The organism is Streptomyces eurythermus (assembly GCF_014649115.1).
Taxonomy (GTDB): domain Bacteria; phylum Actinomycetota; class Actinomycetes; order Streptomycetales; family Streptomycetaceae; genus Streptomyces; species Streptomyces eurythermus.
Genome location: NZ_BMSK01000031.1, coordinates 16,476 through 42,626 on the forward strand (window position 1 = coordinate 16,476; position 26,151 = coordinate 42,626).

22 protein-coding genes are annotated in these 26,151 nt (G+C 73.4%); 6 read left to right on the plus strand and 16 right to left on the minus strand.

Going from position 1 to position 26,151, the window contains the following annotated elements; all coding sequences use genetic code 11:
* The first annotated feature begins 304 nt into the window (after window positions 1-304).
* Window positions 305-781 (plus strand): single-stranded DNA-binding protein, encoded by a 477-nt coding sequence (locus IE251_RS37685; RefSeq protein ID WP_189757449.1) that lies wholly within the window; start codon window positions 305-307, stop codon window positions 779-781.
* 238 nt (window positions 782-1,019) lie between these two features.
* Window positions 1,020-2,459: a Cys-Gln thioester bond-forming surface protein gene (locus IE251_RS37690; protein WP_229897116.1), complete on the plus strand. Its 1,440-nt coding sequence runs from the start codon at window positions 1,020-1,022 to the stop codon at window positions 2,457-2,459.
* A gap of 85 nt (window positions 2,460-2,544) precedes the next feature.
* On the opposite strand, the gene IE251_RS37695 is transcribed toward IE251_RS37690, so the two are convergent.
* From IE251_RS37695 to IE251_RS37720, 6 genes are all read right to left on the minus strand, one after another.
* Window positions 2,545-3,738 (minus strand): cellulose-binding domain-containing protein, encoded by a 1,194-nt coding sequence (locus IE251_RS37695; protein WP_189757450.1) that lies wholly within the window; start codon window positions 3,736-3,738, stop codon window positions 2,545-2,547.
* A 172-nt stretch (window positions 3,739-3,910) separates the two neighbouring features.
* Complete coding sequence (locus tag IE251_RS37700) at window positions 3,911-4,597, minus strand: lytic polysaccharide monooxygenase auxiliary activity family 9 protein (RefSeq protein ID WP_189757451.1); 687 nt, start codon at window positions 4,595-4,597, stop codon at window positions 3,911-3,913.
* A gap of 363 nt (window positions 4,598-4,960) precedes the next feature.
* Window positions 4,961-5,407, minus strand: coding sequence for a hypothetical protein (locus tag IE251_RS37705; protein ID WP_229897117.1), 447 nt, complete (start codon window positions 5,405-5,407; stop codon window positions 4,961-4,963).
* 229 nt (window positions 5,408-5,636) lie between these two features.
* A complete protein-coding gene (locus IE251_RS37710; protein WP_189757453.1) occupies window positions 5,637-5,999 on the minus strand; it encodes a hypothetical protein in 363 nt (120 codons plus the stop codon).
* A gap of 341 nt (window positions 6,000-6,340) precedes the next feature.
* Window positions 6,341-6,787, minus strand: coding sequence for a DUF6086 family protein (locus IE251_RS37715; RefSeq protein ID WP_189757454.1), 447 nt, complete (start codon window positions 6,785-6,787; stop codon window positions 6,341-6,343).
* 142 nt (window positions 6,788-6,929) lie between these two features.
* Window positions 6,930-8,186, minus strand: coding sequence for a hypothetical protein (locus IE251_RS37720; protein ID WP_189757455.1), 1,257 nt, complete (start codon window positions 8,184-8,186; stop codon window positions 6,930-6,932).
* A gap of 375 nt (window positions 8,187-8,561) precedes the next feature.
* On the opposite strand from IE251_RS37720, the gene ettA reads away from it, so the two are divergent.
* Genes ettA through IE251_RS37735 form a run of 3 tightly spaced genes read left to right on the plus strand, consistent with a single transcriptional unit; the run spans window position 8,562 to window position 11,341 of the window.
* Complete coding sequence (gene ettA / locus IE251_RS37725; RefSeq protein WP_189757456.1) at window positions 8,562-10,226, plus strand: energy-dependent translational throttle protein EttA; 1,665 nt, start codon at window positions 8,562-8,564, stop codon at window positions 10,224-10,226.
* A gap of 6 nt (window positions 10,227-10,232) precedes the next feature.
* Window positions 10,233-10,664 (plus strand): acyl-CoA thioesterase, encoded by a 432-nt coding sequence (locus tag IE251_RS37730; RefSeq protein WP_189757457.1) that lies wholly within the window; start codon window positions 10,233-10,235, stop codon window positions 10,662-10,664.
* Window positions 10,661-11,341: a DUF8185 domain-containing protein gene (locus tag IE251_RS37735; protein ID WP_189757458.1), complete on the plus strand. Its 681-nt coding sequence runs from the start codon at window positions 10,661-10,663 to the stop codon at window positions 11,339-11,341. The genes IE251_RS37730 and IE251_RS37735 overlap by 4 nt, the downstream gene beginning before the upstream one ends.
* A gap of 30 nt (window positions 11,342-11,371) precedes the next feature.
* On the opposite strand, the gene IE251_RS37740 is transcribed toward IE251_RS37735, so the two are convergent.
* The gene (locus IE251_RS37740) at window positions 11,372-11,776 is read right to left on the minus strand and encodes a globin (RefSeq protein WP_189757459.1); all 405 of its coding nucleotides are present in this window, start codon (window positions 11,774-11,776) and stop codon (window positions 11,372-11,374) included.
* A gap of 105 nt (window positions 11,777-11,881) precedes the next feature.
* On the opposite strand from IE251_RS37740, the gene IE251_RS37745 reads away from it, so the two are divergent.
* On the plus strand, window positions 11,882-12,856 hold the full coding sequence (locus tag IE251_RS37745) for a methyltransferase domain-containing protein (RefSeq protein ID WP_189757460.1): 975 nt from the start codon (window positions 11,882-11,884) through the stop codon (window positions 12,854-12,856).
* 6 nt (window positions 12,857-12,862) lie between these two features.
* Here the strand turns inward: IE251_RS37745 and IE251_RS37750 are convergent, their stop codons facing one another.
* From IE251_RS37750 to IE251_RS37790, 9 genes are all read right to left on the minus strand, one after another.
* Window positions 12,863-14,650: an FHA domain-containing protein gene (locus IE251_RS37750; RefSeq protein ID WP_189757461.1), complete on the minus strand. Its 1,788-nt coding sequence runs from the start codon at window positions 14,648-14,650 to the stop codon at window positions 12,863-12,865.
* Window positions 14,651-14,684: 34 nt separating this feature from the next.
* Window positions 14,685-16,013: a vWA domain-containing protein gene (locus IE251_RS37755; protein ID WP_189757462.1), complete on the minus strand. Its 1,329-nt coding sequence runs from the start codon at window positions 16,011-16,013 to the stop codon at window positions 14,685-14,687.
* A gap of 115 nt (window positions 16,014-16,128) precedes the next feature.
* Window positions 16,129-17,427, minus strand: coding sequence for a PP2C family protein-serine/threonine phosphatase (locus IE251_RS37760; protein ID WP_189757463.1), 1,299 nt, complete (start codon window positions 17,425-17,427; stop codon window positions 16,129-16,131).
* A gap of 4 nt (window positions 17,428-17,431) precedes the next feature.
* Complete coding sequence (locus tag IE251_RS37765) at window positions 17,432-19,897, minus strand: serine/threonine-protein kinase (protein WP_189757464.1); 2,466 nt, start codon at window positions 19,895-19,897, stop codon at window positions 17,432-17,434.
* Window positions 19,894-21,174, minus strand: a complete 1,281-nt coding sequence (locus IE251_RS37770) for a hypothetical protein (RefSeq protein WP_189757465.1) — start codon at window positions 21,172-21,174, stop codon at window positions 19,894-19,896. Before IE251_RS37770 ends, IE251_RS37765 begins: the two co-directional genes overlap by 4 nt.
* A 41-nt stretch (window positions 21,175-21,215) precedes the next feature.
* Entirely contained in the window at window positions 21,216-22,247 is a 1,032-nt protein-coding gene (locus tag IE251_RS37775; RefSeq protein WP_189757466.1) for a glutamate ABC transporter substrate-binding protein, read from the minus strand.
* A 14-nt stretch (window positions 22,248-22,261) separates the two neighbouring features.
* A complete protein-coding gene (locus IE251_RS37780; RefSeq protein WP_189757467.1) occupies window positions 22,262-23,707 on the minus strand; it encodes a GlnX family signal transduction membrane protein in 1,446 nt (481 codons plus the stop codon).
* 200 nt (window positions 23,708-23,907) lie between these two features.
* Window positions 23,908-24,888, minus strand: a complete 981-nt coding sequence (locus tag IE251_RS37785) for an N-acetylglucosamine kinase (protein WP_189757468.1) — start codon at window positions 24,886-24,888, stop codon at window positions 23,908-23,910.
* Window positions 24,879-26,144: a 6-phospho-beta-glucosidase gene (locus IE251_RS37790; RefSeq protein WP_189757469.1), complete on the minus strand. Its 1,266-nt coding sequence runs from the start codon at window positions 26,142-26,144 to the stop codon at window positions 24,879-24,881. The genes IE251_RS37785 and IE251_RS37790 overlap by 10 nt, the downstream gene beginning before the upstream one ends.
* Between the last annotated feature and the right edge of the window lie 7 nt (window positions 26,145-26,151).

The following is a 26,151-nucleotide window of genomic DNA, read 5'->3' on the forward strand; positions in this document are numbered from 1 at the left end:
GGGTTGGTGGGGTTGGGGGGCGGGGGGAGGGGGTGGGGTTCACCCGCGCGGGTGACGGAGTTATCCACAGGCGGGCGGCCGTCCACAGCGCTCAGCGGGCCCGGCCCGGCGGAGGCAGTCTGAGGCCACGGCGATCGCACGGCGGGTCCGGCCGCACAGGCGGCGGACGGCGCGAGCGGTCGGCGAAAGGTGCGGGCGCGTACGGCAGTCGTACGCGCCGGCACGGCAGACGCAGCCGTACGGGGCGGGCCCGTACGTGTGTCCGCCCGGCCGGAGGAGCGCGGGCGGGGGAGGGGAGCGAGACATGAACGAGACCATCGTCTGTGTGGTGGGCAACGTGGCGACCCAGCCGGTCTACCGGGAGTCGGCGGCGGGTCCGTCGGCCCGGTTCCGGCTGGCGGTGACCGCGCGGTACTGGGACCGGGAGAAGAGCGCCTGGACCGACGGGCACACCAACTTCTTCACGGTGTGGGCCAACCGGCAGCTCGCGGTGAACGTGGCGGCGTGCGTGGAGGTGGGCCAGCCGGTCGTCGTCCAGGGCCGGCTGAAGGTCCGCACGGAGACACGGGAGGGACAGCAGCCGTGGGCCTCCGCCGACATCGACGCCGTGACGATCGGCCACGACCTGGCACGCGGTACGGCGCTCTTCCAGCGCGCGGCCAGGCCCGACGCACCGGCCGCTGCGGCCCGCCCGGAACCGAACTGGGAGACACCGAGCCGCACGGACACCCAGGACGCCCCGACGGATCAACAGGCGCCTGAACCAGCCGCGGTGACGTGACGTCACACGCGCGAGGTGACTTGCCGTCAGCCGCGAAACCGGTGGATTTGTCGATAAGGCCAGCTCGTGGACGGTCTCTGCGATAACGATTACAGATCGGATCGGCCATCCGATCATCCGACCGGCGGGTTGGGCTCCGAGTGATCCATAGGATGCCGGGCGTGCCCCTAGGGGCTGCCGATTTCTGCTGGTGGGACCGTCCCCCACGTCCAACGGGTCCTGCTCGAAGGGGAATTCTGTGCTTGCTGCGCTCTCTGGGCTGTGCCGGTCCACCGGAACGGCACGCCTGGCCGCCGCCACGACGGTGTCCGGCCTCGTGGCGGCCGGCGTGCTGTCCGGTGCCGGTACGGCGGTGGCCGACGAGACACCGCGGACCGAGGGCGGGGCGACGGCCACGAACAACGGTCTGAAGACCTACGGCGAGGCCGTCATCCACGGCGACGGCGGCGACCAGCGAATCCCGGCGGGCCTGTTCGAGATGTCCGTGGACGGCGGCGGCACCCTCCAGACGTACTGCGTCGACCTGCACAACCCGACCCAGCGGGACGCCAGATACCAGGAGACACCCTGGAGCGGTACCTCGCTGGGCACCAACAAGGACGCGGGCCGGATCGGCTGGATCCTGCAGCATTCCTACCCCCAGGTCAACGATCTCGCCGCACTGGCCCGCAAGGCGGGCGCACCCGGGCTGACCGAGCAGGACGCGGCGGCCGGCACCCAGGTGGCCATCTGGCGCTACTCCGACGGCGCCGACGTCGACGCCCTCGACCCACAGGCCGAGAAGCTCGCCGACTACCTGGAGAAGAGCGCCCGCGGCGTCGGTGAGCCGAAGGCCTCGCTCACCCTGGACCCGCCCGCCGTCTCCGGCCGGCCGGGCGACCGGCTCGGCCCGGTCACCGTGCACACCAACGCGAGCGCCGTCACGGTGAGCCCGCCGGTGGACACGGCCACCGGCGGGGTGCGGATCACCGACAAGAACGGCAAGGTGATCACCTCCGCGAAGGACGGCACCCGGCTGTACTTCGACGTCCCCGAGGACACGGCCGAGGAGGCCGCCCACACCGCCGGCAGCGCGGCCGGCACGGCCGAGCTGACCGTGCAGGCGTCCACGACCGTGCCGGTGGGCCGGGCCTTCGCCTCCGAGAGCCGCAGCCAGACCCAGATCCTGGCCGGCTCCAGCGAGTCCACCGTCTCCGCGACCGCGACGGCCGGCTGGGCCGCCGACGGCCCGATACCGGCGGTGTCGGCCCGCGAGAACTGCGCCAAGGGCGGGGTGGACATCACCACGGTCAACAACGGCGACGAGCCGTTCACCTTCCAGCTGATGGGCGCCGGCCACACGATCCCCGCGGGCGCCACCCGCACGGTGACCGTGCCGCTCCAGGAAGACCAGGCCTACGACTTCACGATCACCGGCCCCCATGGCTTCAGCCACCGCTTCACCGGCGTCCTGGACTGCAAGACCCAGGGAGCGGTCACGACACAGACGGCGGCCCGGCTTCCCAACGAGCCCAGCCCGGCCTCGGTCGGCGGCCGCGCCTTGGACACCACCGACCTGGCCGAGACCGGCGCCTCCGCCCTCACCCCCCTGATCACCGGCGTGGCCATAGGCCTGGTCGTGATCGGCGGCGCGGTCCTGGTCATCCTGCGCCGCAAGGAGACGACACCGGACGCGTGAGAGCGCCGGACGGAACGGCGGGCTCAGAGACGGCCGCCGTGAGCCCGGCGGCCGGACCCACGGTGAACGGGATCCGGCACTCCTCTCAGCAGCCGATCGGTGCCGAGCCGACGGCCACGTCGTCGAACCACAGGGTGTCGTCACCGGTGCCGTAGCTCTCCCAGCCGAGCCGGAGGGCGGTGGGCCGGGGCGGGGTGGTGCGGGAGAGCCACTGCTGGTCGATGTCCTGGGTCGGTACACCGTCGGCGTGCAGGCCGGGGACCTGCTGGTCGCCCAGCCAGGTGTCCAGCTTGGGCGCGGAGGTGTCGATGGCGAACCGCAGGCACTGCCAACTTCCCGTCGGCAGCGGCTTGCTCAGCGCCACACCGGCCGGGCTCTGCGCGGGAAGCGTGGCGTCGTCGCTCTCCCGGTTCCACTGCAGGGCGCCGTTCTGGCCGCCGACCCTGAGCGCCCGGCCGCCCTGGGAGCTGTCCGGCATAGAGACGAAGGTGACGTGGGAGGAGGGGAGCGCGGTGGTGTGCCGTACCCACATACGGACGTACAGCACCGGGCCGACCGTTGACAGGTCGGTGGTGGCGGCCACGAAGGCGTGGTTGCAGTAGCCGGCCCGGCCGTCCACCCGGAGGGACTTGGCGCCGCTGTGTGCCACGGCCGTGTCGATGGTGGCCGTGCCCGTGCCCTGGCAGTCGGGCGCGGTGAAGCGCCAGTCGCCGGACGGGGAGGTGCCGGCCTGGTTCTCGAAGTCGCTGCACAGGGCGGCGCCGCCGCAGTCGGCCGGTGGCTGGGTGGGAGACGGGGTGCCCGGAGTGGTGGGCGGTGTGGTCGGCGGCTCGGTGGCGTCACCGCCGCAGGAGACGCCGTTGAGGCTGAAGTCGGTGGGCGCCGGATCGGCGGACTGCCAGGTGCCCTGCACACCGAAGTCGGCGGCGCCGCCGCTGGGCAGGGCGGCGTTCCAGGCCGTGCCGACGGCGGTCACGGAGCGCCCGGTCTGGGTGACGGTGGCGTTCCAGGCGGAGGTGATGCGCTGGTCGCCGCCGTAGGTCCAGGTCAGCCGCCAGGCACTGAGCGCGGGGCCGAGGTTGGTGACGCGGACCTGGGCGGTGTAGCCGCCGGACCACTCGTTGACGGTGTAGTCGACCCGGCATCCGGCGGCGGCTCCGGCGCCGACGCCACTGGCGGGCGCCGCGACCAGGAGGGACACCGCCAGCCCGAGCACGGCCACAGCCGCTGTCCAGGGCGTGCGCACCCATCGGGGGCACTGGGTGGGCAGTAGGGGCATGTGGGTCTCCTGGGGGTGGGGAGGGGGGTGGGGAGGGGGAGGGGGAGCCCCCAGAGAGGACTCCCCCCGAGGGAGCCCCAGAGCGGTTGGGAGCGCTCCCAATCGGATGGACGTGACCCGGGTCGGCGCCGGGTCGCGTCCGGTGGGTGCCGGGGCGCCGGTGGCGGCCGGGTCAGCGGAAGTTCACGTCACTGCACAGGAAGTAGGTCTGGTCCATGTGCGAGGCCTGCCAGATGGTGTAGACGACGTGGCGGCCGGTGTAGCCGGACGTGCTGACGGGGATCGAGTAGTTCTGGCTGGGCGCGTACCTGCCGGTCTTGGTGACCAGTTGAAGGTCCTGCCAGGTGAGCGGCTGGGTGGTGGGGTCGAAGCCCTGCCGGGTGACGTAGACCAGGAAGTAGTCGGCGCCGTGGCTGGCCTGGTCGTTCAGCTTCACGGTGAAGTTGGAGCCGATGTCGGTGGTCTTCCAGGGGCCGACGGCGTCGAGGGAGTTGTAGCGGCCGCTCTCGGTGTGGCCGCCGCTGCACAACTGCCCGTTGGGGATGACGGCCTGGAAGTTGCCGGCGGAACCGTTGCGGTACAGGCCGTTCCAGTTCCACATGGCGTTGGGGTTGTCCTGCCAGGCCTGCCAGCACATGGGGTCCTGCTGGGCCATCGCCGGGTTCTGGAAGTCGCTGCCCCAGCGCTGCCAGCAGCCGTAGTTGCGGGAGGCGGGGTCGACCACCGAGCCGTGCGCGGAGGCTGTGCCGCCCCAGGTGATCAGGCTGATCAGCACGCCGACGAGGGTGCTAAGGACGAGCGCCAGCCGACGGCCGGTGTCGCGCAGCGTACGGCGCTGTGCATGCTCATGACAATCCATTGCGGGGTTCTTCCTGTGGGGGACGTCTTCACTGTGCGGGTGCCGGAGGCGTGGGAGCGCTCCCGCGCCTCAAGGCTGCGCGGCCTGGAACGAGGCGGCAACGCCTTGTTTCCGCCAAACCTGAAAGGCTCGACCCGTGGGACAAACTCCCGCGAATGGCTATGAACCATCCGCCAGGGCCCCTACCGGACGCACGCGAGCCGTCGGCGCATTCCCTGCGGGAGTCGAGTGGCGCATTCGCTTCGGTCGGGAGGGAGGCGGAGTGCATCAGGGGTGTGCGCCGAGCGCGAACCGCAACCGAGACGGCAGCCATGGATCGCTGTGCCTCTGGCGGCAGACCGGTCGCGCGGCAGCGTGTCGCTCTCAATCCGTTTCGTCTTGCCGCTGCCAGGCGCGAGGCCAGTTGCCGGACGGTGGTGGGGGTCCGACGATGCCCAGGTCACGCCGTGCGAGAGCGTAGAAGGCATCACGTGCTCGGCTCATCTGCCCGACTGCTGTCTCCCAGCCGGCAGGGTCGTCTTTCAGGCCGCGAGCATAAAGTTCGACGTTCCACACGGATTCGTGCCACCTGCGAGCCGCCGCTATGGTCTCCGCTTCCCCGACGAGCAGCATCGTTTCCCACTCGGTAGCACGCCGCGCCTCGGCCTCGGCTAGCTGCGCCAGGCCCTGCTCCGGATCCAGCGGGTCAACAGCGTGTTGGAACCCCCTTGCGGCTCCTATGCGCTGGGCGATGTTGATCTGATGCTTCAGGCTGTTCGCGTAGGACGCGTAGGTGTCCAGTCTCTTCTGGTCCCAGCGTTCGGCTCTCACCCGTCGCCACCTGCTCCGTTCCGTGAGGCTGGTCGCCACGTAGGAGCCGATGGCTCCCACGACTACGCCGGCCAGAGCAGGGAGCTGCTCCCACAATGCTGATCCCCCATCACTGACGAAGAGGCGGTCGGAGACACAGTGACGCCAAGCAGCCGCCCGTTTTTCCGCCAGCTCCCGGGGGACAGCGGCCGGAGCGAGCTCCTGAACCGGGTGTTGCCGAGGTCCGACGTCATTCCTCGCGGTGCTGAGCGAACACCCTCCGCTGTTCGTCCCGCCAACTCCAGTCGGCCGAACGGGAGAAGGGAAGGCTTCGGGCAAGCTCGGAGAACTGGCCGGATGGCTCGCCGCTGGCCTTGTTCACCACGATCGCCGAAAGCATCGGTGCTCGTCCGTCCTCGTTGCGGTGGAGGCAGACATCCCTGAGCAGATAGGTCATGACTCCGCGGTGAGGCGGGATGGAGTCGAAGCCTTGTGACGCCAGCTCGGCGCTCAGCTCCCCGTACGTGATGGTCCGCCCCTGCCGGGCCCGCTCCCGCAGGATGTCCACGGCGGCTTCGAGCGCTGCCGGGTACTCCGGGTCCTTGGTCCTCATGGTCCCTCCCCCGTCCGGTGAACACTGCCCAGCCTGCGCATCGTACCGGCCGGGCAGCGGCCCCGTACCGCTCCTAACAGCCGAACAGGCAGACCAGGCAATGCGGTTGCTCCAACAAAGGTCAACTCCGCGGCCACCCGCAGGCGACCGAGGCTTACCGACCTCAGAGCGCCACCCGGTCGTCGCTGACGGGCAGGTCCTCTCGCGTGTGCCCGTCGGTCCCTGTGCCGCGTCTGCCTCGGGCCGGTGGGGCTCGTACGAGCTGGTGGTCCGGCAAGACGCGGGAACGGCGGGTTCGGATGGGGGCGTTGAGCGGGCAGGAGCGGTCCCGGCGCTCCGGCTCAGCGGGCCATCCAGCGGTCCATCTCCCGTGCTCGCGTGTCCAACGCGGCGACGACGATGGCTGACGCGGCCCGGGGATTGCCGGGGACCTGCACATCGGACTGGACGCCACCACACACATGGCCGGGCCCCGGTTCGGGCATCTCGACATCGATGCCCGCCCGCCGCGCGAGCGCGATCGCCGTCGACACGAATCCCTCCGAAAGCGCGGTGATCACGGCGTGCCCGGCTTGGCAGTGCCAGGCGACCAGGCCGCGTACGAACTGCGCGAATACAGCGGGATCGACCTCAAGCGTGTCCGGGTCGCCCCAGTACTTGCCCTGCCCGATTCCCGAGGGCAGTCCGAGTTCCGCCTCGAAGACGCCGACCTGCCGTAGGAAGAGGCGGCCGGCACCGTTCGACGGGTTCCACAACGTCTCGTCACCGATGTCGAAGTACATGCTCATCCGCGGATCCCCCCTGTTCGGATGCCTCGGCTCAAGGTAGAAGACCGGGCGGGGGAGGGGCACTTGAGTATCCGGTGCTTTGGGGAGCCCAGGTCCGCTGCTCTCGCATGACCTCCAAAGTGCGGTAGCCCTCGGACAAGCCCTACTTGTCGGCGCGGCTGGACATGGCCTTGTTGAGGGCGTCGAGGATCGCGGTCTTCGCGGAGGAATCACGGGGAAGGACGAGGCTGAGGACGGCCGTGAGGATGAGGGTGACCCGCACCCCGTTCGCCACGTCGGGCGCTTGCGCCACCGCTGGGATCCAGGGCAGCGCAATGGCCGCGGTGAGGAGGACGACCGGGGGCCACACCGCGGCCGCGGTCCTGCGCAGCCGGGAAAGGGTGGTCACCGGGGGAGCCGCGGCGGTCAGGGTCTCCCAGTCGTCTTCGACCAGTGCGAGCACTCCGGTCCAGAGGGACTTGGTGACGGTGTCGAAGGAGGCTGGACCGCCGGCCCGGGCTATGGGGGTCCGGTGCTGCCGGATAACGGCGGCCAGCCGCAGTGTGTCGGCCCGCGCGGGCCCGCGCCCGTCGGGGAAGGGACGGGCGGGGAGTGCGGTCTCCGCCTTGCGGGCCGCTGTCTCCAAGGCGCGTTCCACCGCCTTTCGTGAGCGTTCCCGGAACCAGGTGGCGCGGTGGGCCTGCGTGACTTCGCAGACGTCGACCAGGCTGAGGAGCAGCAGGTCATAAGGGCGCAGGACGGGGCGGACCACCCACTTGATCAGGGTCAGGCACATCGACATCCAGACCGCGGCGAGCATGCCTAATGCCAGGGTTATCAGTACAGCCTGGGCGCCCTCGGCGGCCAAACGCACCAGGGCGTCGCGGGCGGTGGGCCACTGTCCGCCGTGGACGCCTCCCGAGTAGGCGAAGAAGAACCAAGAGACGGAGGCGAGGACGAGGACGAGGGTCTGGAGCAAGGCCATCCGTCCGGCACGCAGACTCCGCCCGCGGGGCGGCCGTATGTACAGATGCTGGGTCCGCAGCGCCATGACGCACGCCACGACGAAGAAGCCGAAGCCGATCCACAGGAACGATGAGCGGGGCCCAGGGGCGTCATGCGTCTTGATGACGTGGTTGAGCCAGGGGAGACCAAGGGACACCTCGTCGTTCCCGTGGACTGCCATCAGCCGGATGATCCACGGAAACGCGGCGGCGAGGAGGAGCCCACCCGGGATGGCGAGCGGCCACCACTCTTTTGTGACCTCCTGATGGATGGCTCTGCGGGCAGCGGCCCTGGCCACCGCCCTGCCGACGAGTGCGATCTCCTCCGCGCTCAGTGCGTCGGCGTGGGAGGAAGTCACACAGTTGCGGTATCGCGCGGCCTCCGCGCGGACGAGATCGATGGACGACTCGCTCACGGCCGTTCCTCCCGGGGCGGATGAATCAGCAGAACCCCAGCACTATGCCTGCCCGAGCTTGCCCGGACGCACGGTTCGTCACCCCCGGCCAGTGGCACGCACCTCGCCGCCCCCTTCGCCATGGAGATCGACCTGGGCCGGGTCTGAACCGGCCGCTCGGGCCCGTGAGGCCGTGATCCGGGACCGGGACGAGGTACGTCGGCAGGGGATTCGTCGTCCGAGGATGGCCGGCGGTGGCCGGCAAGGCACCGTCCCCGCCAGTAAACGCCCAGGTCAGCGCCGCCCGGCCCGGTGGGTTTCCCCGTTGGGGTGGCGGTACGGCAAGATGGGGTGTATCTGCCCACTGCCAGATTTCAAGCTGCCGGACGGTTTCTCTTGGCTGAGTTCATTTACACCATGCGCAAGGCGCGCAAGGCGCACGGCGACAAGGTGATCCTCGATGACGTCACCCTGAACTTCCTCCCCGGAGCGAAGATCGGCGTCGTCGGCCCGAACGGTGCCGGTAAGTCGACCGTGCTGAAGATCATGGCGGGGCTGGAGCAGCCGTCCAACGGTGACGCCTTCCTCTCGCCCGGCTACAGCGTCGGCATCCTGCTCCAGGAGCCCCCGCTGAACGAGGAGAAGACCGTCCTGGAGAACGTCCAGGAGGGTGTCGCCGAGATCAAGGGCAAGCTCGACCGGTTCAACGAGATCGCCGAGCTGATGGCGACCGACTACTCCGACGCGCTGCTCGACGAGATGGGCAAGCTCCAGGAGGAGCTCGACCACGCCAACGCCTGGGACCTCGACGCCCAGCTCGAGCAGGCCATGGACGCCCTCGGGTGCCCCCCGGGCGACTGGCCCGTGGTCAACCTCTCCGGTGGTGAGAAGCGCCGCGTCGCGCTCTGCAAGCTGCTGCTGGAGCAGCCCGACCTGCTGCTCCTGGACGAGCCCACCAACCACCTCGACGCCGAGTCGGTGAACTGGCTGGAGCAGCACCTGGCCAAGTACCCGGGCACCGTCGTCGCCATCACCCACGACCGGTACTTCCTGGACAACGTGGCCGAGTGGATCCTGGAGCTCGACCGCGGTCGGGCGTACCCGTACCAGGGCAACTACTCCACCTACCTGGAGACCAAGGCCGCCCGTCTGAAGGTCGAGGGCCAGAAGGACGCCAAGCGGCAGAAGCGGCTCAAGGAAGAGCTCGAGTGGGTGCGGTCGAACGCCAAGGGGCGGCAGGCCAAGTCCAAGGCGCGTCTGGCCCGCTACGAGGAGATGGCCGCCGAGGCCGAGAAGATGCGGAAGCTGGACTTCGAGGAGATCCAGATCCCGCCGGGCCCGCGCCTGGGCAACGTCGTGGTCGAGGTCGACGACCTGCACAAGGCCTTCGGGGACAAGGTCCTCGTCGACGGGCTGTCCTTCACGCTGCCGCGCAACGGCATCGTGGGTGTCATCGGCCCGAACGGCGCCGGCAAGACCACCCTGTTCAAGATGATCCAGGGCCTGGAGACGCCGGACACCGGTGACATCAAGGTCGGCGAGACCGTCAAGATCTCCTACGTCGACCAGACCCGCGCCAACATCGACCCGAAGAAGACGCTGTGGGAGGTCGTCTCCGACGGGCTCGACTACATCAACGTCGGCCAGGTCGAGATGCCGAGCCGGGCCTACGTGTCGGCCTTCGGCTTCAAGGGCCCGGACCAGCAGAAGCCGGCCGGTGTCCTCTCCGGCGGTGAGCGCAACCGGCTCAACCTGGCGCTGACCCTGAAGCAGGGCGGCAACCTGCTCCTGCTCGACGAGCCCACCAACGACCTCGACGTCGAGACGCTCTCCAGCCTGGAGAACGCCCTGCTGGACTTCCCCGGCTGCGCCGTCGTCGTCTCCCACGACCGCTGGTTCCTGGACCGTGTCGCGACGCACATCCTCGCCTACGAGGGTGACTCGAAGTGGTTCTGGTTCGAGGGCAACTTCGAGTCGTACGAGAAGAACAAGATCGAGCGGCTGGGTCCGGACGCCGCCCGTCCGCACCGGGCCACCTACAAGAAGCTGACCCGGGGCTGATCGGTCTTGCGCCACATCTACCGCTGCCCGCTGCGCTGGGCGGACATGGACGCGTACGGCCACGTCAACAACGTGGTGTTCCTCCGCTATCTGGAGGAGGCCCGGGTCGACTTCCTGTTCCGTCCGGACAAGGACTTCCAGCAGGGGTCCGTGGTGGCGCGCCACGAGATCGACTACAAGCGGCAGCTCGTCCACCGGCACGAGCCGGTGACCATCGAGCTGTGGGTCAGCGAGATCAAGGCCGCCTCCTTCACCCTCGCCTACGAGGTGAAGGACGGCGATCTCGTCTACGCCCGGGCGTCGACGGTCATCGTCCCGTTCGACTTCGACGCCCAGCGCCCGCGGCGGATCACCGCGGAGGAGCGTGACTTCCTCCAGGAGTACACGGACGCCGGCGAGGGCGCCGAGGCGGCCGACGGGGAGGCCGTCGCCGCATGACGGTGCTGCACCTGGCCGACGAGACGGAGGCGGCGGACCTCGCCGCCTTCCTCTCCCGGCTGCTCCACTACGACCGTGGGGCCGCGGTGCGCCTGAAGGCGGCCGGCACGGCACTCGCCGTCTTCGGCCGGCCGCCCTCCTTCGAGGTGCTGGCCGTCCGCGCGGTGCGGCTGGCCAAGCCGTACGAGGACGGGCTCGACGCCACCCTGGACGTGACCGTCTCCGCCGGCGAGCTGCTGGAGTCCGTGGACGAGCGGGCGGCCACCGCCGCCGTCCCGGACCCGGTCACCGGTCCGCCGTGGGCCGGGCTGCTGCCGCCGCGCGCCGGCTGGCGGCCCGAGCCGGGACTGCCCGCGCCGGACGCGCTGCGCGCCACGGTCGCCGCCGCGGTGGCCGAATTCCGCTCCCGCACCGAGGAACTGGCACCCGAGGCCCGTACCCGCGCGGAGCTGGACCGGATCGGGCGGGACATCTGGTCCCGGCGGATCGAGGGCACCGGACTGCCGGTGCGGGCCGTGCACGCGGCCCAGTCCCTGGGCTTCCTGCGGCCGGGCACCGGGCCCGGTGACACCGGGCTGTTCTCCTCGGGGTCGTGGCTGCGGCTGCGGACGCCGTACGGCTCGGTGGCCGTACGGCAGGCGGGGCCGCTCGGGTCCCTCGGGGTCAGCGTGCGCTGAGCCGCACCGGGGCCCGACGCCGCACCCGGCTCAGCCGGGGGAGTTCACCATCGACGCGGCGGCGTACGTCAGGTAGTTCCACAGGGTGCGCTCGTGCTCCTCGGACAGACCCAGTTCCTCGACCGCCACCCGCATGTGCCGCAGCCAGGCGTCGTGCGCCGCCCGGTCCACGGTGAACGGGGCGTGCCGCATGCGCAGCCGGGGATGGCCGCGGTTGTCGCTGTAGGTCGTGGGGCCGCCCCAGTACTGCATCAGGAACAGGGCCAGCCGCTCCTCGGCCGGGCCCAGGTCCTCCTCCGGGTACATCGGCCGCAGGAGCGGGTCCTCGGCGACTCCCTCGTAGAAACGGTGGACGAGCCGGCGGAAGGTCTCCTCCCCGCCGACCTGCTCGTAGAAGGTCTGCTCCTGAAGCGTGCCGCGCCGAATCTCATTCACCCGTCTATCGTCTCAGACCCGGTGACCCAGGACGGAAGACTTAGGACCGCCCCGTGCGGGGGCCGCCCGCCCCTCCTGTGGACACAGGGCCCCTACTGTGGACACATGGGCTACGACACCGGCACCGAGGCTCTCGCCGACGCGGCGCGGGCCGAACTGGTGCGGCGCATCGACGCCGACGGGGCCTGGGCGGACGACCCGGTGTGGCGGGAGGCGTTCGCGGCGGTGCCCCGGCACCTGTTCGTGCCGTACTACTACGTCCCCGGGCCGCGCGGGTACGAGCGCCGCTGGGGCGAGAGCCCCGAGCCGGCGGCCAGGGAACGCTGGGTGCGCGGCGCCTACGCGGACGTGCCGCTGGCCACCCGGCTGCGCGACGGCGAGCTGGTCTCCTCCAGCAGCCAGCCCTCCCTGATGGCCCGGATGCTGGTCGCCCTGCGCGTCGAGGACGGCGACCGGGTCCTGGAGGTGGGCGCCGGCACCGGCTACAACGCGGCCCTGCTCGCCCACCGGCTCGGCGACGGCGGCCTGGTGACCACCGTCGACCTGGAACCGGAGATCACCGAGTCGGCCCGGCGGCACCTCGCGGCGGCCGGCTACCACCCGGCCGTGGTCACCGGCGACGGGGCGCGCGGAGTGCCCGAACGCGCCCCCTACGACCGGATCATCGCCACCTGCGAGCTGTGCGCGGTGCCGCGCGCCTGGCTCGCCCAGTGCCGCCCCGGCGCGCGCGTCCTCACCCCGCTCGCCACCGGACTGCTCGCCCTGACCGTGCGGGACGCGGAGCACGCCGAGGGCCGCTTCCTGCCCGGGGCCGTCTTCTTCGTGCCGCTGCGCGGCCAGGGCCGGGCCGGAGCCGGGAGCGTCAGCCTGGCCGGACTGCCCGCCCGGGCCCGCGAGCAGGAGCCGCTGCGCTTCCTGCTCGAGCTGACCCGCGGCGCCCTCGGCCCCCGGGAGGCGTACGCGCTGTGGGAGCGCGAGGGCGAGCCCGGCCGCGGCCGCTACGGCGTCACGGTCCGCGGCGAGCACGCCTGGGCCTGGCTGGACGACCCTGAGGGGCCGTACGCCTGGCCGCTGTCCTGAGCGCGGTCAGCCCCGGCGGACGGTGATCGTCGTCCAGGCGCCCACGTGCACCCGGTCACCGTCCTGGAGCGGGACCGGCACGAACGGCTGGATCGGCTCCTCGGACATGTTGACGGTGGTGCCGTTGGTCGAGTTCTGGTCGACGACCGCCCAGCTGCCGTCCGGCTGCTGCACCAGCATGGCGTGCTGGTGCGAGACGCCCGGGTCCTCCGGCGGCACCGACAGGTCGATGTCCGGGGTGTCGCCGGTGGAGTGCCGGCGGCGCCCGATGGTCACCTGGTTGCCGGTGAGCGTGCGCTGCTGCTCGGGCGAGTACGCGGGCAGGTTCAGGCCCGCGGCCTCGGGGCCGGAGCGCTGCATCATCGCCATGAAGTACTCGCGGTCCGGGCCGATGGTCGCGGTCCAGGTGCCCGACCGGGCGCCCTGGGACTGGGACTGGTGCGGGGCCTGGGGCGCCTGCGGGGCCTGGGCCTGCTGAGGTGCCTGCGGGAACCCGCCCGGTCCGCCCGGTCCGCCCGGTCGTCCGCCGGGACCGCCCTGTCCGGGCGGTGCCTGGGTGGCGCCGGGATGCGGGTAGCCGTAGCCGCCGCCCTGGCCGCCGGTGTCCTGGCCCGGGCCGCCGGACGACGGCGGGGAGATCACCCAGTCGTCCTCACCGGCCGGGGGCCGGCGGTTCCCGCGCGGGAACGCGGGCGGGGCGGGCGGAGCCGAGGCACCGGCCTGCTGGAACGCCTGCGGCGCGCCGCCGGGACCGCCGGGTCCGCCCGGACCGGGCGGGGGCGGAACCGGACGCGAGGGGTCCCCGCCGAAGCCGGAGGGACCGGGGCCGCCAGGGCCGCCGGGAGCACCGGGACCCGACGGGCCGCCGGGACGGGAGGGATTGCCGGGACCCTGCCCCGGACCGCCGCCGAACCCGGACGGGCCGGACGGACCGGAGGGACCGCCGGAACCGGGACCCTGCCCCGGACCGCCGCCGAACCCCGACGGACCGGAGGGAGCACCGCCCCCCGGGCCCTGCCCGGGACCGCCGCCGAAGCCGGACGGCGGCCCCGCCGGACGACCGGCACCGGGACCACCGGGACCACCGGGACCGGCCGGACCCCCGGGACCACCAGGACCCCCGGGACCACCGGCACCAGGACCACCGGGCTGCTGACCGGGGAACCCACCGGGACCGGCACCCTGCCCCGGGAACCCGCCGGGACCGGACGCGCCACCGGCACCGGGACCACCGGCGCCAGGCCCATTGGGCCCACCGGGACCACCAGGCCCCTGTCCGAACCCCTGCGGGGGCGCGGGCGGGCGGCGGTCGCCGGGCGGGAAGGGCGGCCGGCCCGAGGGGCCGGGGCCGAACGGGGTCGGGCCCGACGGCTCGCTGCCGAAGGACGGGATCGGTTCGGCGGGCCGGTTCACCTGCGAGGGCCGGGAGCCCTGGTACTCGTACCCGTCACCGCCGCCGTAGGTCGCGCTGGGCGGCTGGAACCGGGGCTGCGGCGGGCGCGGCGCGGCCGGGGTGTACGAGGTCGCCGTGTTGGTCAGGAAGTTCCACCGGCACTCCTCGCAGAACGGCGCGCCGCCCTCGCGGGGCGTACGGCACTGCGGGCACAGCTCCGGTTCGGGGTCGGCCGCGGCGGGACCGGGCCGGCCGGGCGCACCGGCGGGCGGCGGGAAGCCGTAGCCGCCGGCGCCCGGGGGCGGCGGCGGGGGCGGAGGTACGGCACCGGCCATGCGGTGACCGCAGACCTCGCACCAGTCGTCGGAACCCGACTGGTGTCCGTTCGGGCAGGTCGGCATGTCGGTGCTTCCCCTTCTCCTACGCTCTGGAGGGTCACTTCTTCACACGGACGGTCTTGGTGGACCGGGTCTCCAGAGTCATCTCGTCGGCCTCCGTGACCCTCGTCTTCAACCGCACAGTACCTGTCGCGGCGTCGACCACGTCCACCACCTTCGCAAGCAGTTTCGCAGTATCGGCGTTGCCGGAGGCGTTCGCGAGCTGAACCGCCCTCCCCAGTTTGGCCGTTGCTCCATCGAAATCGCCCGCTTTGCGCAGGTCGATACCCTGCTGGATGACTTGTGCCAGTTCGGCCTGCCCGGTGTAGTGGGCGACTTGGGGGCTCATGGCGGTCGAGGCCGCCGCGTCGTCGGTCCACACGGCCCGTACGAGGCCCTGCGCGCCGAGGTTCTGTACCGTTCCGTCCGGTTGCGGGACCACCAGGGAGACCCGCGCCGCCAGCATCTCCTGGCCCAGTCCGGCCGGCGGGACCGTCACGGACAGGTGGTAGTCGCGGGACTCGTCGCCCCAGGATCCGGTCGGATAGTCCCCGGCGCGCGGCCCGGCCTCGGTGCGACGGTGCGTCAAGTCCTCGACGGCGGGCGCGACTTGCTTGACGAACCGGAGGGCCGCCCCGGCCGGCGTCCACACCCGCAGGGCGACGTCGGCGACCTCCTTGCCCATCGCCGTCTCCATCATCCGCGTGAAGTCGGCGGCGAGCCCGGCCGGATCGGCGACGATGTCGGCGGTGCCGAGCAGCGCCGAGGCGATGCCTGTGACTTCTTTCACGTCCCAGTCCGTGCCCACGCCCCGCGCGTCACAGGTGAACCGGCCCGCGCAGGCGTCCAGGGTGGCCCGCAGGTCCGCGGGCGACTCGTGTTCGTTGCGGCCGTCGGTGAGCAGGATGCCGTGCCGGAGGGTGACGTCCGCCGCGGACAGCAGCCGGTCGGCGAGCCGCAGCCAGGTGCCGATGGCCGTGCCGCCGCCCGCGCTCAGCCGGCGCAGTGCCTGCTTGGCCTGCTCGCGGGTGGTGGCGTCGGCGACCGCGAGCCGCCCGCCGCCCGGGTAGACCTCCTGGGCGACGTGGGTGCCGCCGATCACCGCGAACCGGGTGCCGTCGCGCAGGGTGTCGATCGCGGCGGCCGTGGCCTCCCGGGCGCCGCGCATCTTCGCGGGCGGGTACTCCATGGAGCCCGAGCAGTCGACCATGACCGCCACCGCGGCGCAGGGCCGCCCCGGCGGCACGAGGGCGCCGCCGAGGGTGCCGCCGCCGGTCGCGGTCACCGTCACTATGGCGTCGACCTGGCTGCCGCCCTCGGGCAGGTACTCGTTCTGGTAGACGTCCACCGAGAACCGCGGTCCGTCCGGCTTCGCGAAATTGGCCATGCTGTGACGCATCCCCCTCGATTGCCTCGCCCACGCCGGGCGCCGGCCGCGAGCGGACCGGTCCCCTCCGGTCCGCCCCGGCTTCCCCGTGCCGCAGTCCCGAGGGCTACGGCCTTCAGGCCGATCCTGCCCCCTGCGGCGGCGCCGGGAACGGCAGTACCGCCACTGTTACGTTGTCGTGGCCCCCGCCGTCCAGGGCGTGCCCGACCAGCACTCGGGCGCCGTGCAGCGGGCGGGTCGCCGCGTCCGGCGGGACGACCTCGGACATCTCCTCGGCCGTCTCGGCGTAGTTCCACAGTCCGTCGGTGCACACCACCACCGCGCCGGGCCGGTCCGGTCGGAAGCAGGCGGTGTGCGGCTCCAGTTCGTAGGCGTCCGCGCCGAGCCAGCCGGTGATCGCGTGGGCCCGCTCGTCGGCGTACGCCTCGGCCTCGCTCATCAGTCCGGCGGCCACCATCTGCGCGGCCCAGGAGTCGTCCTCGGTGAGCCGGGCGGACGGCGCGGTGCGGTCGGTGGGCACCCAGTAGACCCGGCTGTCACCGACCCAGCCGACGACCAGCAGCCCGGAGGTGACCACCGCGCCGACGATCGTGCAGGCCGGCGCGTTCTGGTGCGGGGCGTGCTCGCGGGCCGTGGCGGGTTCGTCGGCGAGCGCGTTGACGGCGTGCGCGGCGGCGACGATCGCCTCGTGCATCGCCGCCTGCGGGTGGGTGCCGCGCGGCAGCGCGGCCAGCAGGGTGTCGCCGGCCGCCCGGGAGGCGGCCAGCGAGGCGGCGTCGGGGCGGGTCGCGGAGGACACGCCGTCGCAGACGATCGCCAGCGCCGCCGGGGTGCCGTCGGGCAGCGTGGTGTGGCCGACGGCGAACGCGTCCTCGTTGCGGTGGTGGCGCAGTCCGCGGTCGCTGACGGCCGCGACCGGGCCCGTCTCCCGCTCCAGGTGGTCGCGTTCGCGGGGCTGGGCGTGCCCGCAGTTCTCGCAGTAGCCGTCGTCGTCGACCCGGCCCGTGCGGCAGGCCACGCACAGCCGGGCCGCGGCGGCCGGGGCGGCCAGCCGCGGGTCGGGCGCCTGCAACGGGTACTCGTCGGGCTCCGCCGGCCGGTCGAAGCGCACCCCGGAACCGGCGGACCGCTCGTCCTCGGGTTCCTGTCCGTGCGGCGGGGTGCCGCCCGCGCCGGGGCCCGGCGGATCCGTCTCGGGCGCCGGCGCGGGATCGGCGGACCGGGGGGCGGGCCGTTCCGTTCCGTTCCCCGGCTCGGCGGTACCGGTCATGGGGAGCGTCGGATGGTCCTGCGGCGGTGCGGGCACCACCGAAAGGTCGTATCCGCACGCTCCGCAGAACAGGTCACCCGGCTCCACCGGTTCCGCGCAGCTCGGGCACTTCGGCAGTGCGGCCTGCCGGGGCATCTGCGACATCGACTTACACCCACGTCCGGGGGCGGTAACGGTTGGCCCGTTCCACCAGCTCGATCCTCTCCTTGCCGCCGGGCGCCAGCCGGGCCAGCGTGCGGTAGGCACGCTCCAGGCCGAAGCGCAGACCCCGCTCGTCCAGACCGCTGCCCAGCAGCGTCCGGCCCGCCGCGGCGGATCCGGCGCCCCCGGAGAGTACCCAGTCCAGCGCGCCGCCGAGCACTTCCGCCGACAGCCGCGCGCGCCGCGCCGGGTCCAGACCGTACGCCTGGAGCGCCTCGACCTGTCCGGCGGCGGCCGTCAGGTCGTCCCCGAACGGTACGTCACCGGGGCCTGGGGTACGACCTCTCAGCCGGGCCCGGACGGCGGCGACCCGGGCGGCCGTGTAGTGGATGGAGGACTCCGGTACCGACTCCAGCGTGCGGACCGCGCCCTGCCGGTCCCCGGCCGCGAGCCGCACCCGGGCCAGCCCGAACGCCGCGCTCACGAAGCTCCGGTCGGTCGTCCACACCAGCCGGTAGTACTCGGCCGCGTTGTCCGGCTGGCCCAGCACCTCCGCGCACAGGCCGAGCGCCAGCTTGGGCGCGCTCTCGCCGGGGAAGGCGTCGTAGACGGCGTCGAAGGCCAGGGCGGCGCCCTCGAAGTCGCCGGTGGCCAGCGCTGCCACGCCCCGCTGCCACACCACCCGCCAGTCGTCGGGCCGTTCCTCCTCCAGCCCGGCCAGGCTCGTCAGGGCGGCCCGCGTCTCGCCGCTCTCCAGCCGGGCGCGGATCTGCCGCAGCCGGGTCTCCACGGTCTGCTCGGGGGCCGCGGCCAGCGCGCCGATCAGCTCGGCCGGACCGGAGGCCGGCAGGCCCGCCAGGAAACCGGCGGCCGGGTCGCCGGGGTCGACCAGCGCCAGGGGCAGGGCGAGGGCGGCGGCCGGGGTGTCCACGGGCCGGACGAGCGCCGCCGGAGCGGGGGCGGGGGCCGGTCTCCGGCGGTCCCGGCGGGCGCCGAGCCGGGAGACGTCCCCGTCCAGGGGCGGGAACAGCTCGGTGTCGGTGACCTTCACCTCGGGCCCGAACAGGGTGGACAGCGCGGGCCGGGGCTGTCCGGTCCCCAGCGCGACCACCTCGCGCAGCACGCCGGTCAGCTGCTCGGCCATCTCCTGCGCGGAGCCGAACCGGCGGTCCGGGTCGGGGTCGGTGGCGCGCACCAGGAGCCGGTAGAAGGACTCGTAGCGGCGGAACACCTCGATGGTGTCCGGGTCGGGCAGACAGTCGGCGTAGACGGTGGTGTAGCCCTGGAAGTCGAAGGTGAGCACCGCCAGGGTGCGGCCCACCGTGTAGAGGTCGCTGGCCACCGACGGGCCGGTCTCGGCGACCTCGGGGGCCTGGTAGCCGATCGTGCCGTAGATCGCCGACTCCACGTCGTCCATGCGGCGGACGGCGCCCATGTCGATCAGCTTGAGCTGGTCCTCGGTCTGGATGGCGTTGTCCACCTTGAAGTCGCAGTACAGCAGGTTCCTGCTGTGCAGGTGGCCGAGCGCCTCCAGGGCCTCGATGCCGTAGGCGCACGCCTGTTCCACCGGCAGCGGGTCGCGGCGGCCGTCGGGGGCCCGGCGGGCGTTGGCGATCTCCTTCAGGGACTTGCCGCCGACGTACTCCATGACGATGTAGCCGTCCAGGGAGCCGGTGCGCTGGTCCAGGTGCTCCACGAAGTTGTAGATCCGCACGATGTTGGCGTGCTCGATCTCGGCGAGGAAGCGGCGTTCGGAGATCGCCGCGGCCATCGCGTCCTGGTCGCCGGTGTCCAGCAGGCCCTTGAGCACCACCCAGCGGTCGGAGACGGCCCGGTCCACGGCGAGGTAGATCCAGCCCAGCCCGCCGTGCGCGAGACAGCCGGCGACCTCGTACTGGCCGTGCACGATGTCCCCGGCGCGCAGCTTGGGCACGAAGGAGTAGGGGTGCCCGCACTTGGTGCAGAAACCCTCCGTGCGGCCCGGTCGGTCACCGCGCGCCCGGCCCACCGGGGCCCCGCAGTCCGACCGGGAGCAGAACCGCTTGCGTTCGGGCACCTCCGGGCGCTCCAGCACCATCGCGTGCGGGTCGGGCCGCGGCACCTGCGGCACGGACACCAGCCCGGCGCCCAGCCGCCCGCGCGCCGAGGAGCCGGTGGAGGCGCCCGAGCTGCGCACCGACACCAGGCGGCCGGTGGACTTCCCCGACACCGAACGGGACAGCCGTCCGGACACCGAGCGGCGCGAGCGCGACGACTGCGAGGACGTCCGGGCGCTGCGCGAACCCGCGCCGTCCGTGGCCCCCTTGGCGACCCCGGTGGCCTGTGAGACCACCATCCCCGCCCCGGAGGAGGGACCCCCGGCCGACACCACCGGTGCCAGGCCGCAGGTGTCGCAGTACAGCCCGCCTCCGCCGACGTCCTCGTAGGCGCCCTGGCACCCCGGCCGCTGGCAGGCCTGCCCCGGCCGGCTCATGACGCGTCCCCCTTGCGGTCCTCGGGCGCGTCCGCGCCGTCGATCAGCTCGGCCGCCGCCCGCTGGTAGCGCAGCACGGCCTGTTCGGCCACGCGCAGGTCACAGGGCGCGCTCCACAGCATGCGGCGGGCCGCGTCGTAGCGCTCCACCAGCAGCGGGTCCTCGGCCAGGCCGTGCCGGGCGACCTTCGCCTTGTACGCGTCGAGCCGGCCGCGCAGCTCGGCGCGGACCGCGAGCGGCGCGGTGACCGCGGTCAACGACTCGCGGGCGCGCAGCAGTTCCTCCTCCGCCTTCTCCTCCAGGGACTCCAGCAGCGGCGACAGCCGGTGCCACCGGCCCTGCCTGCGGTACTCCACGGCGGTCGCCAGCTGCTCCTGGAGGACGGTCGGCGGGCCGCCGACCACCGGCACCTCGGTGGCGGCGATCTTCGCCAGCACCTCGCCGCGCGCGGTCCGGGCCTCGGCGAGGGTGCGGTCCGCCCGGGACAGCACGTCCCGCACCCGCACCAGCCGCGCCTCCGCGTCCTGGCGCACCGTCAGCACGGCGTCGATCTCCCGGCGCACGTCCTCCAGGGCGCGCGCCGCACGGTCGTACACCGTCGTGTCCGGGCGTCCGCCGCCCGGCGCGGAACTGCCCTCGGCCGGCACCCAGAACGCGAGCGGGTCGGCGACGACGTCCTCGCGCAGCCGGGTCAGCGTGCGGGTGATCCGCTCCAGGTCGTCGCCGGCCGGGTGTTCGCCCGGGCGCACCCCGACGGAGTGCGCGAGCTGACGGGTGCGCTGGAGCTCGGCGGCGAGCAGGTCGATCCGCGCGGGCAGCGCCGACCACACCGCGTCCGCGGCGACGATCACGTCCAGGCTCGTCGCGTACAGCTCGTTCATCCGCTCCACCAGCGCCGGCAGCGTGAACGTCTCGCTGAGCCGGCCGCTCTCGCCGCCGGGGACGGTCACGGACTCGCCGCGCAGCAGCCCGGTCAGCTCCGCCAGGTCCTCGCGGCTGGACCAGCGGCGCCGGGCGCGGATCTCACGGGCGCGGCGGAGCGCGGCCGTGTAGGCGTCGAAGTACGCCCACAGCCGGGTGATCCGTGCCTCCGTGGCCTGCCAGCGTTCCCGGGTGACGCCGGTCAGCCCGGCGCCTTCGAGGAGTCTGCGGCCCGCGTGGTCCTGGAGGGCCAGCAGGGAGGTCTCGATCGCCTCGTGCTCCTGGCCGAGCCGCGCCAGCGCACGGTCCGCCTCGTCCCGGTCCATCACCGGCCCGGCGGGGTCCGTGACGCCCATCGATCACCTCTCGCTCGCTGTCGGTTCCGGTCGGGCGCGGCTCAACTGCCGCGCAGGTAGCGGGGCGCGGGCGGCTTCGACGCGGCCGGGTCCTCGCCCAGTGTCGCCGACAGCCAGTCGTCGTACGACTTCTGCCAGCCGTTCGCCGAATAGTCCACCAGAACGCGGTTGACCCGGCGTACCAGATCGTCGGCGTCCTTCTTCATCGCCACGCCGTAGTACTCGGTCGTGAACGCCTCGCCCTTGAGTTCCACGGTCGGGTCCTGGGCGGCCTGGCTCGCGGCGAGCGCGCCGTCGGTCACCACCGCGTCCACCTCGCCGAGTTGCAGCCGCACCAGGCAGTCCAGCTGGTTGGGCACGGTGGTGGACAGGTCGGTGGAGCCGGGCAGCCGGCCCGCCTTCCGGTCGGCGTCCAGCTTGGCGTACGCGGTCGAACCGGTCGCCGTGCACACCTTCTTGCCCGCCAGCGAGCCGTCGTAGCCGGTGATCGCCGAGGACTTGGGGGCGAGGACCTGCTGGCCGGTCCTGAAGTAGGGCGCGGAGAAGGCGACCTGGCGCAGCCGGTCACAGGTGATCGTCATCGTGCGCACGACCATGTCCACGCGCCCGTCCTGGATCGCCGGGATGCGCTGGTTGGTCGGGATCGCCTTGAACTGCACCGCGTCGCGGTCGCCGAGGATGTCCTCGGCGATCCGGTGCGCGAGGTCGATGTCGAAGCCCTCCAGCCGGGCGTCCTCGGTGTTCGGGTTGCGGTAGCCCCAGCGGTAGCTGTTCTGGTCGACGCCGACGACCAGCTTGCGCTTGGCGCCCGTACGGGCCCGGATCGCCTCGATCGTGGGACCGTCGGCGCCGGCCGGGGCGAGCGTCTGCTCGTGCGCCTCGGCGTCCACGCAGCCGTCGGCGCGGGCCTGGGTGCCGGTGGCGACCCGCGGCACCGCCCGGCCCGGCTCGCCCGGCGCCCGCTGCGTGCACGGCAGCAGCAGGACGAACGCCAGCGCCAGCGCGCACAGCACCGCCATCGTGGCGACTCCGCCCCAGCCCCGCAGCGAGGCCCGCGCACGTCTCGCGTCCATCGCCCTGCCCCCTGTCACCGGTACTCCGAAAGCCTGCGGCCTATGCCGGCGACCGAGCCCGCCGCGCCCAGCACCGCGAGGGCGGCGGTGCCCTGCGGCAGCCAGGCCAGCGCGTCCCGCCCGTCACCGGCGGCCTGCCCGAACTCGGCCCGCTCGTGGCCGATGGCCCTCTCCAGGCCGCGGTCGACGCCGTCGAAGCACTCGGCGGTCGCGTCCTCGGCGCCGATCACCTTGTCCAGGGCCTGCTGGTAGTTGCCGTTCTCGTCCTCGGCGCGGGCCGCCGCGTGCCGCCGCTGCCACACGGCCGTATCGCCCTGGGCGGCCGTGACCGGGGCGCTGCCCGCGTCGTCGTCGGCGAGCCGCGCCGCCTCGGACAGCGCCTCGCGGAGCACCGCCATGTCCTTGTCGAAGTCGTAGTAGTGGGCGTCGTACGTCTGCCCGCCCACCGTGACGGTGTCCGCGCCGCGTGCCACCAGGCTCAGGTTCTCGTTGCCGCGCGCCTTCAGGGCGGCGATCCGGGCCTCGTGCAGCACGTTGAGCGACCTGATGCCGTGCGCGTAGGAGCCGTCGAGCCCCGAGCGGGCGACCGCGTGCCCCACGACCAGCCACAGCAGGGCGGCCGTGGTCGCGGCGGTGGCGGCGACCAGGCCACGGTTGAGGACCCGGTTGGTGCGCCGGTACACGCGGTGCTGGGCCCAGCCGAGGGCGGCCAAGGCGAGCACGCCGAGCGCGATCGCCGCCCACGGGTACGGCGTCGCGTCGCCGTAGTCCGCGTCCAGCCGGCGGTTCTCCGTGGTGTAGAGCGTCTGCGCGGCCGGGAGCATGTGCTTCTGCATCTTCTCGTCGGCGTACCGCAGATAGGCGCCGCCCACCGGGTAGCCCTGCCGGTTGTAGGTCCGGGCCCGCTCGACGAGGCCCTTGTACTCGGGCAGCAGCCGGTTCAGCCGGGCGACGGTCGCCTCGGCGGCGGAGCCGGGTTCGGCGTTGGCGGCGGCGGTGACGAGCCCGGCGGCGGCCTCCCGGATGTCCTTCTCGTACCGGTCGCGGGTCTTGGCGTTCTCCTGCCCGCCGGCCAGGAACGTGCCGGCCGCGGCGGTGTTGGCGTCGGCCAGCGAGCGGTAGATGCCGGCCGCGCCGAAGCTGAGCGGCTGGCTGCGGTGCAGCACGTCGTCGGCGGCGGCCGCGCGGGTGCTGGTCTGCCAGGCGGCGACCGCGCCGAATCCGAGGACCAGCAGGGCCAGTACGGCGCCGATGATCCGCAGCCGTCCCGGCTCGGTGGTCGCGGCGGCCCGCACCCGCTCGGCGCCCTCGGCGAAGGCGGTGCGGCGCGTGGGCGGGGCCGGGGCCGGGGCCGGCGGGGCGGCGGGCGCGGGCCGCCCGTGCGGCTGGGCGGGGATGCCGGGGGCACCGGCGGGCCCGGCCGGCGGCGGCGCCGCGCTGCTCTTCGGCGGGTGTGTCACTCGACCTCCCCCATGGTCATCCGTTCGCCGCCCAGTATCACCGTCCGCGCCGGCATCCGCACCGGCCTTCACTGGATCTTGATCGGATCGCGGTGGCCCCCGGGGCGCGTGGCCGGCGCGCACACCACCCCCGGGGGCGAAGACGGCGGTGACGGCGCATCGGTTCCGCCGGGGGCGGCCGTCTCCCCGTGCCTGCGCGGTCAGAGGGTGGCCGTCTCCCAGTACCCGCGTGCCCGTTCGCCCGCCTCCGGTCCCGCGCCCAGGTGGTCCAGGCCCAGCAGGGCCGCGCCCAGCACCGGGCGGGCCGTGACCACGCGGACGTCGGCCCGGGGGGCGCGCGCGGCGAGCAGGGCGCGTACGGCGTCGTCCAGCTGCCGGTGGCCGGCGGTGAGGACGCTGCCGCCGAGCAGCACCGGGGTCCGCTCCGCCAGCAGGTCCAGCCGGGTCAGCGCGACCGTGACCATCACCGTGACCTCCTCCGCGAGCCGGGTGACCAGCGCTCCGGCCACCCGGTCGCCCTCGGCCGCGGTGGCGAACAGCACCGGCGCCAGCTCGTGCCGGCGCGCGGGGGCGATCCGCTCCAGGTGCAGGGCCTCGATGAGCGCGTACATGGTGGGCAGCCCGAAGTGCGCGGGCAGGGTGCGGGCCAGCGCGGTCGGCTCGCCCCGGCCGTCCTCCGCGCGGGCCGCGTGCCACAGCGCCTCCTCCGCCAGGCCCCAGCCGCCGCCCCAGTCACCGGAGATCCGGCCTATCGCGGGAAACCGGGCGGTGCGCCCGTCGGGGCGCATCCCCACGCAGTTGATGCCCGCCCCGCACACCACCGCCACCCCGCGCGGCTCGGCGACGCCCGCCCGCAGGATCGCGAAGGTGTCGTTGCGGACCTCCACCGACGCGCCCCAGGCGCGCGCGTGCAGCGCGCCCGCCAGCCGCTCCTCCTCCACCGGGAGGTCGGCGTTGGCCAGGCAGGCCGACACATGGGAGACGGAGGTGACACCCGCGTCGGCGAAGGCGCGCGCGACCGGTGCGGCCAGCGCCTCGACCGCCGCCGGCACGCCGACCGCGGGCGGGCGGAAGCCGCCGCCGCGGGCCGTGGCCAGCACCTCGCCGTCGGCGCCGACCACGGCCACGTCGGTCTTGCTGTTGCCCGCGTCGATGGCGAGCACGGTCGAGGTCAGGCCCACGCGAGGTGCTCCCGGTTGTGTGCGACCAGCCGGTCGGTGAGGGCGTCGGCGTACTCGTACTGCCCGATCAGGGGGTGGGCCAGCAGGGCGCGGAACACCCGGTCCCGGCCGCCGCGCAGCGCCGCGTCCAGGGCCAGGTCCTCGTACGCCGTCACGTTCGCGATCAGGCCCGAGAACAGCGGGTCGAGCGCCGGGACGGACAGCGGGACCGGGCCTTCGGGTCCGACGGCCGCCTGTACCTCGATCACCGCGTCGTCGGGCAGGAACGGCAGCGTGCCCCGGTTGAGGGTGTTCACCACCTGGTACGGGCTGCCGCCCCCGCCCAGCAGGGCCGCCGCGAGGTCCACGGCCGCCTCCGAGTAGAAGGCGCCGCCGCGCTTGGCCAGCAGCGCGGGTTTCTCGTCCAGCGCCGGGTCGCCGTACATCGCCAGCAGCTCCCGTTCCATCGCCGCCACTTCCGCGGCCCGGGAGGGCTTGGTGCGCAGTTCGCGGACGACCTCGTCGTGGGCGTAGAAGTAGCGCAGGTAGTAGGAGGGGACCACGCCGAGGCGGTCCAGCAGGGGGCGGGGCAGGCGGACGTCGGCGGCGATGGCCTCGCCGTGCTCGGCCAGCAGCCGGGGCAGGACGTCCGCGCCGTCCGGCCCGCCCAGTCGCACGCCCGTCTCCCAGGTGAGGTGGTTCAGGCCCACGTGTGCCAGGTGGACCTCGGCGGGGGCCGTGTCCAGCAGGGCGGCGAACTTGCGCTGGAAGCCGATCGCCACGTTGCACAGGCCGACCGCCCGGTGCCCGGCCCGGAGCAGGGCGCGGGTGACGATGCCGACCGGGTTGGTGAAGTCGATGATCCAGGCGCGCGGGTTGGCCCGGCGGACCCGTTCGGCGATGTCGAGGACGACCGGGACCGTGCGCAGGGCCTTGGCCAGGCCGCCCGCGCCGGTGGTCTCCTGGCCGATGCAGCCGCACTCCAGCGGCCAGGTCTCGTCCTTCTCGCGGGCCGCCTGGCCGCCGACGCGCAGCTGGAGCAGCACGGCGTCGGCGCCGTCGACCCCGGCGTCCAGGTCGGAGGTGGTGACGATCCGGCCGGGGTGGCCCTGCCGGGCGAAGATCCGCCGGGCCAGGCCGCCGACCAGCTCCAGCCGGTCCGCGGCCGGGTCGACCAGCACCAGTTCCTCGATGGGCAGGGTGTCGCGCAGCCGGGCGAAGCCGTCGACGAGTTCGGGGGTGTAGGTCGAGCCGCCGCCGACCACGGTGAGTTTCACAGTCAGA

Bases quoted from the DNA above. Each gene is read 5' to 3' on its own strand.
- IE251_RS37765 (WP_189757464.1), bottom strand. From the start codon at position 19,897: ATGAGCCGGCCGGGGCAGGCCTGCCAGCGGCCGGGGTGCCAGGGCGCC.
- IE251_RS37715 (WP_189757454.1), bottom strand. From the start codon at position 6,787: ATGAGCATGTACTTCGACATCGGTGACGAGACGTTGTGGAACCCGTCG.
- IE251_RS37750 (WP_189757461.1), bottom strand. From the start codon at position 14,650: ATGCCGACCTGCCCGAACGGACACCAGTCGGGTTCCGACGACTGGTGC.
- IE251_RS37700 (WP_189757451.1), bottom strand. From the start codon at position 4,597: ATGGATTGTCATGAGCATGCACAGCGCCGTACGCTGCGCGACACCGGC.
- IE251_RS37755 (WP_189757462.1), bottom strand. From the start codon at position 16,013: ATGGCCAATTTCGCGAAGCCGGACGGACCGCGGTTCTCGGTGGACGTC.
- IE251_RS37775 (WP_189757466.1), bottom strand. From the start codon at position 22,247: ATGGACGCGAGACGTGCGCGGGCCTCGCTGCGGGGCTGGGGCGGAGTC.
- IE251_RS37745 (WP_189757460.1), top strand. From the start codon at position 11,882: ATGGGCTACGACACCGGCACCGAGGCTCTCGCCGACGCGGCGCGGGCC.
- IE251_RS37735 (WP_189757458.1), top strand. From the start codon at position 10,661: ATGACGGTGCTGCACCTGGCCGACGAGACGGAGGCGGCGGACCTCGCC.
- IE251_RS37770 (WP_189757465.1), bottom strand. From the start codon at position 21,174: ATGGGCGTCACGGACCCCGCCGGGCCGGTGATGGACCGGGACGAGGCG.
- IE251_RS37685 (WP_189757449.1), top strand. From the start codon at position 305: ATGAACGAGACCATCGTCTGTGTGGTGGGCAACGTGGCGACCCAGCCG.
- IE251_RS37710 (WP_189757453.1), bottom strand. From the start codon at position 5,999: ATGAGGACCAAGGACCCGGAGTACCCGGCAGCGCTCGAAGCCGCCGTG.
- IE251_RS37760 (WP_189757463.1), bottom strand. From the start codon at position 17,427: ATGTCGCAGATGCCCCGGCAGGCCGCACTGCCGAAGTGCCCGAGCTGC.
- IE251_RS37695 (WP_189757450.1), bottom strand. From the start codon at position 3,738: ATGCCCCTACTGCCCACCCAGTGCCCCCGATGGGTGCGCACGCCCTGG.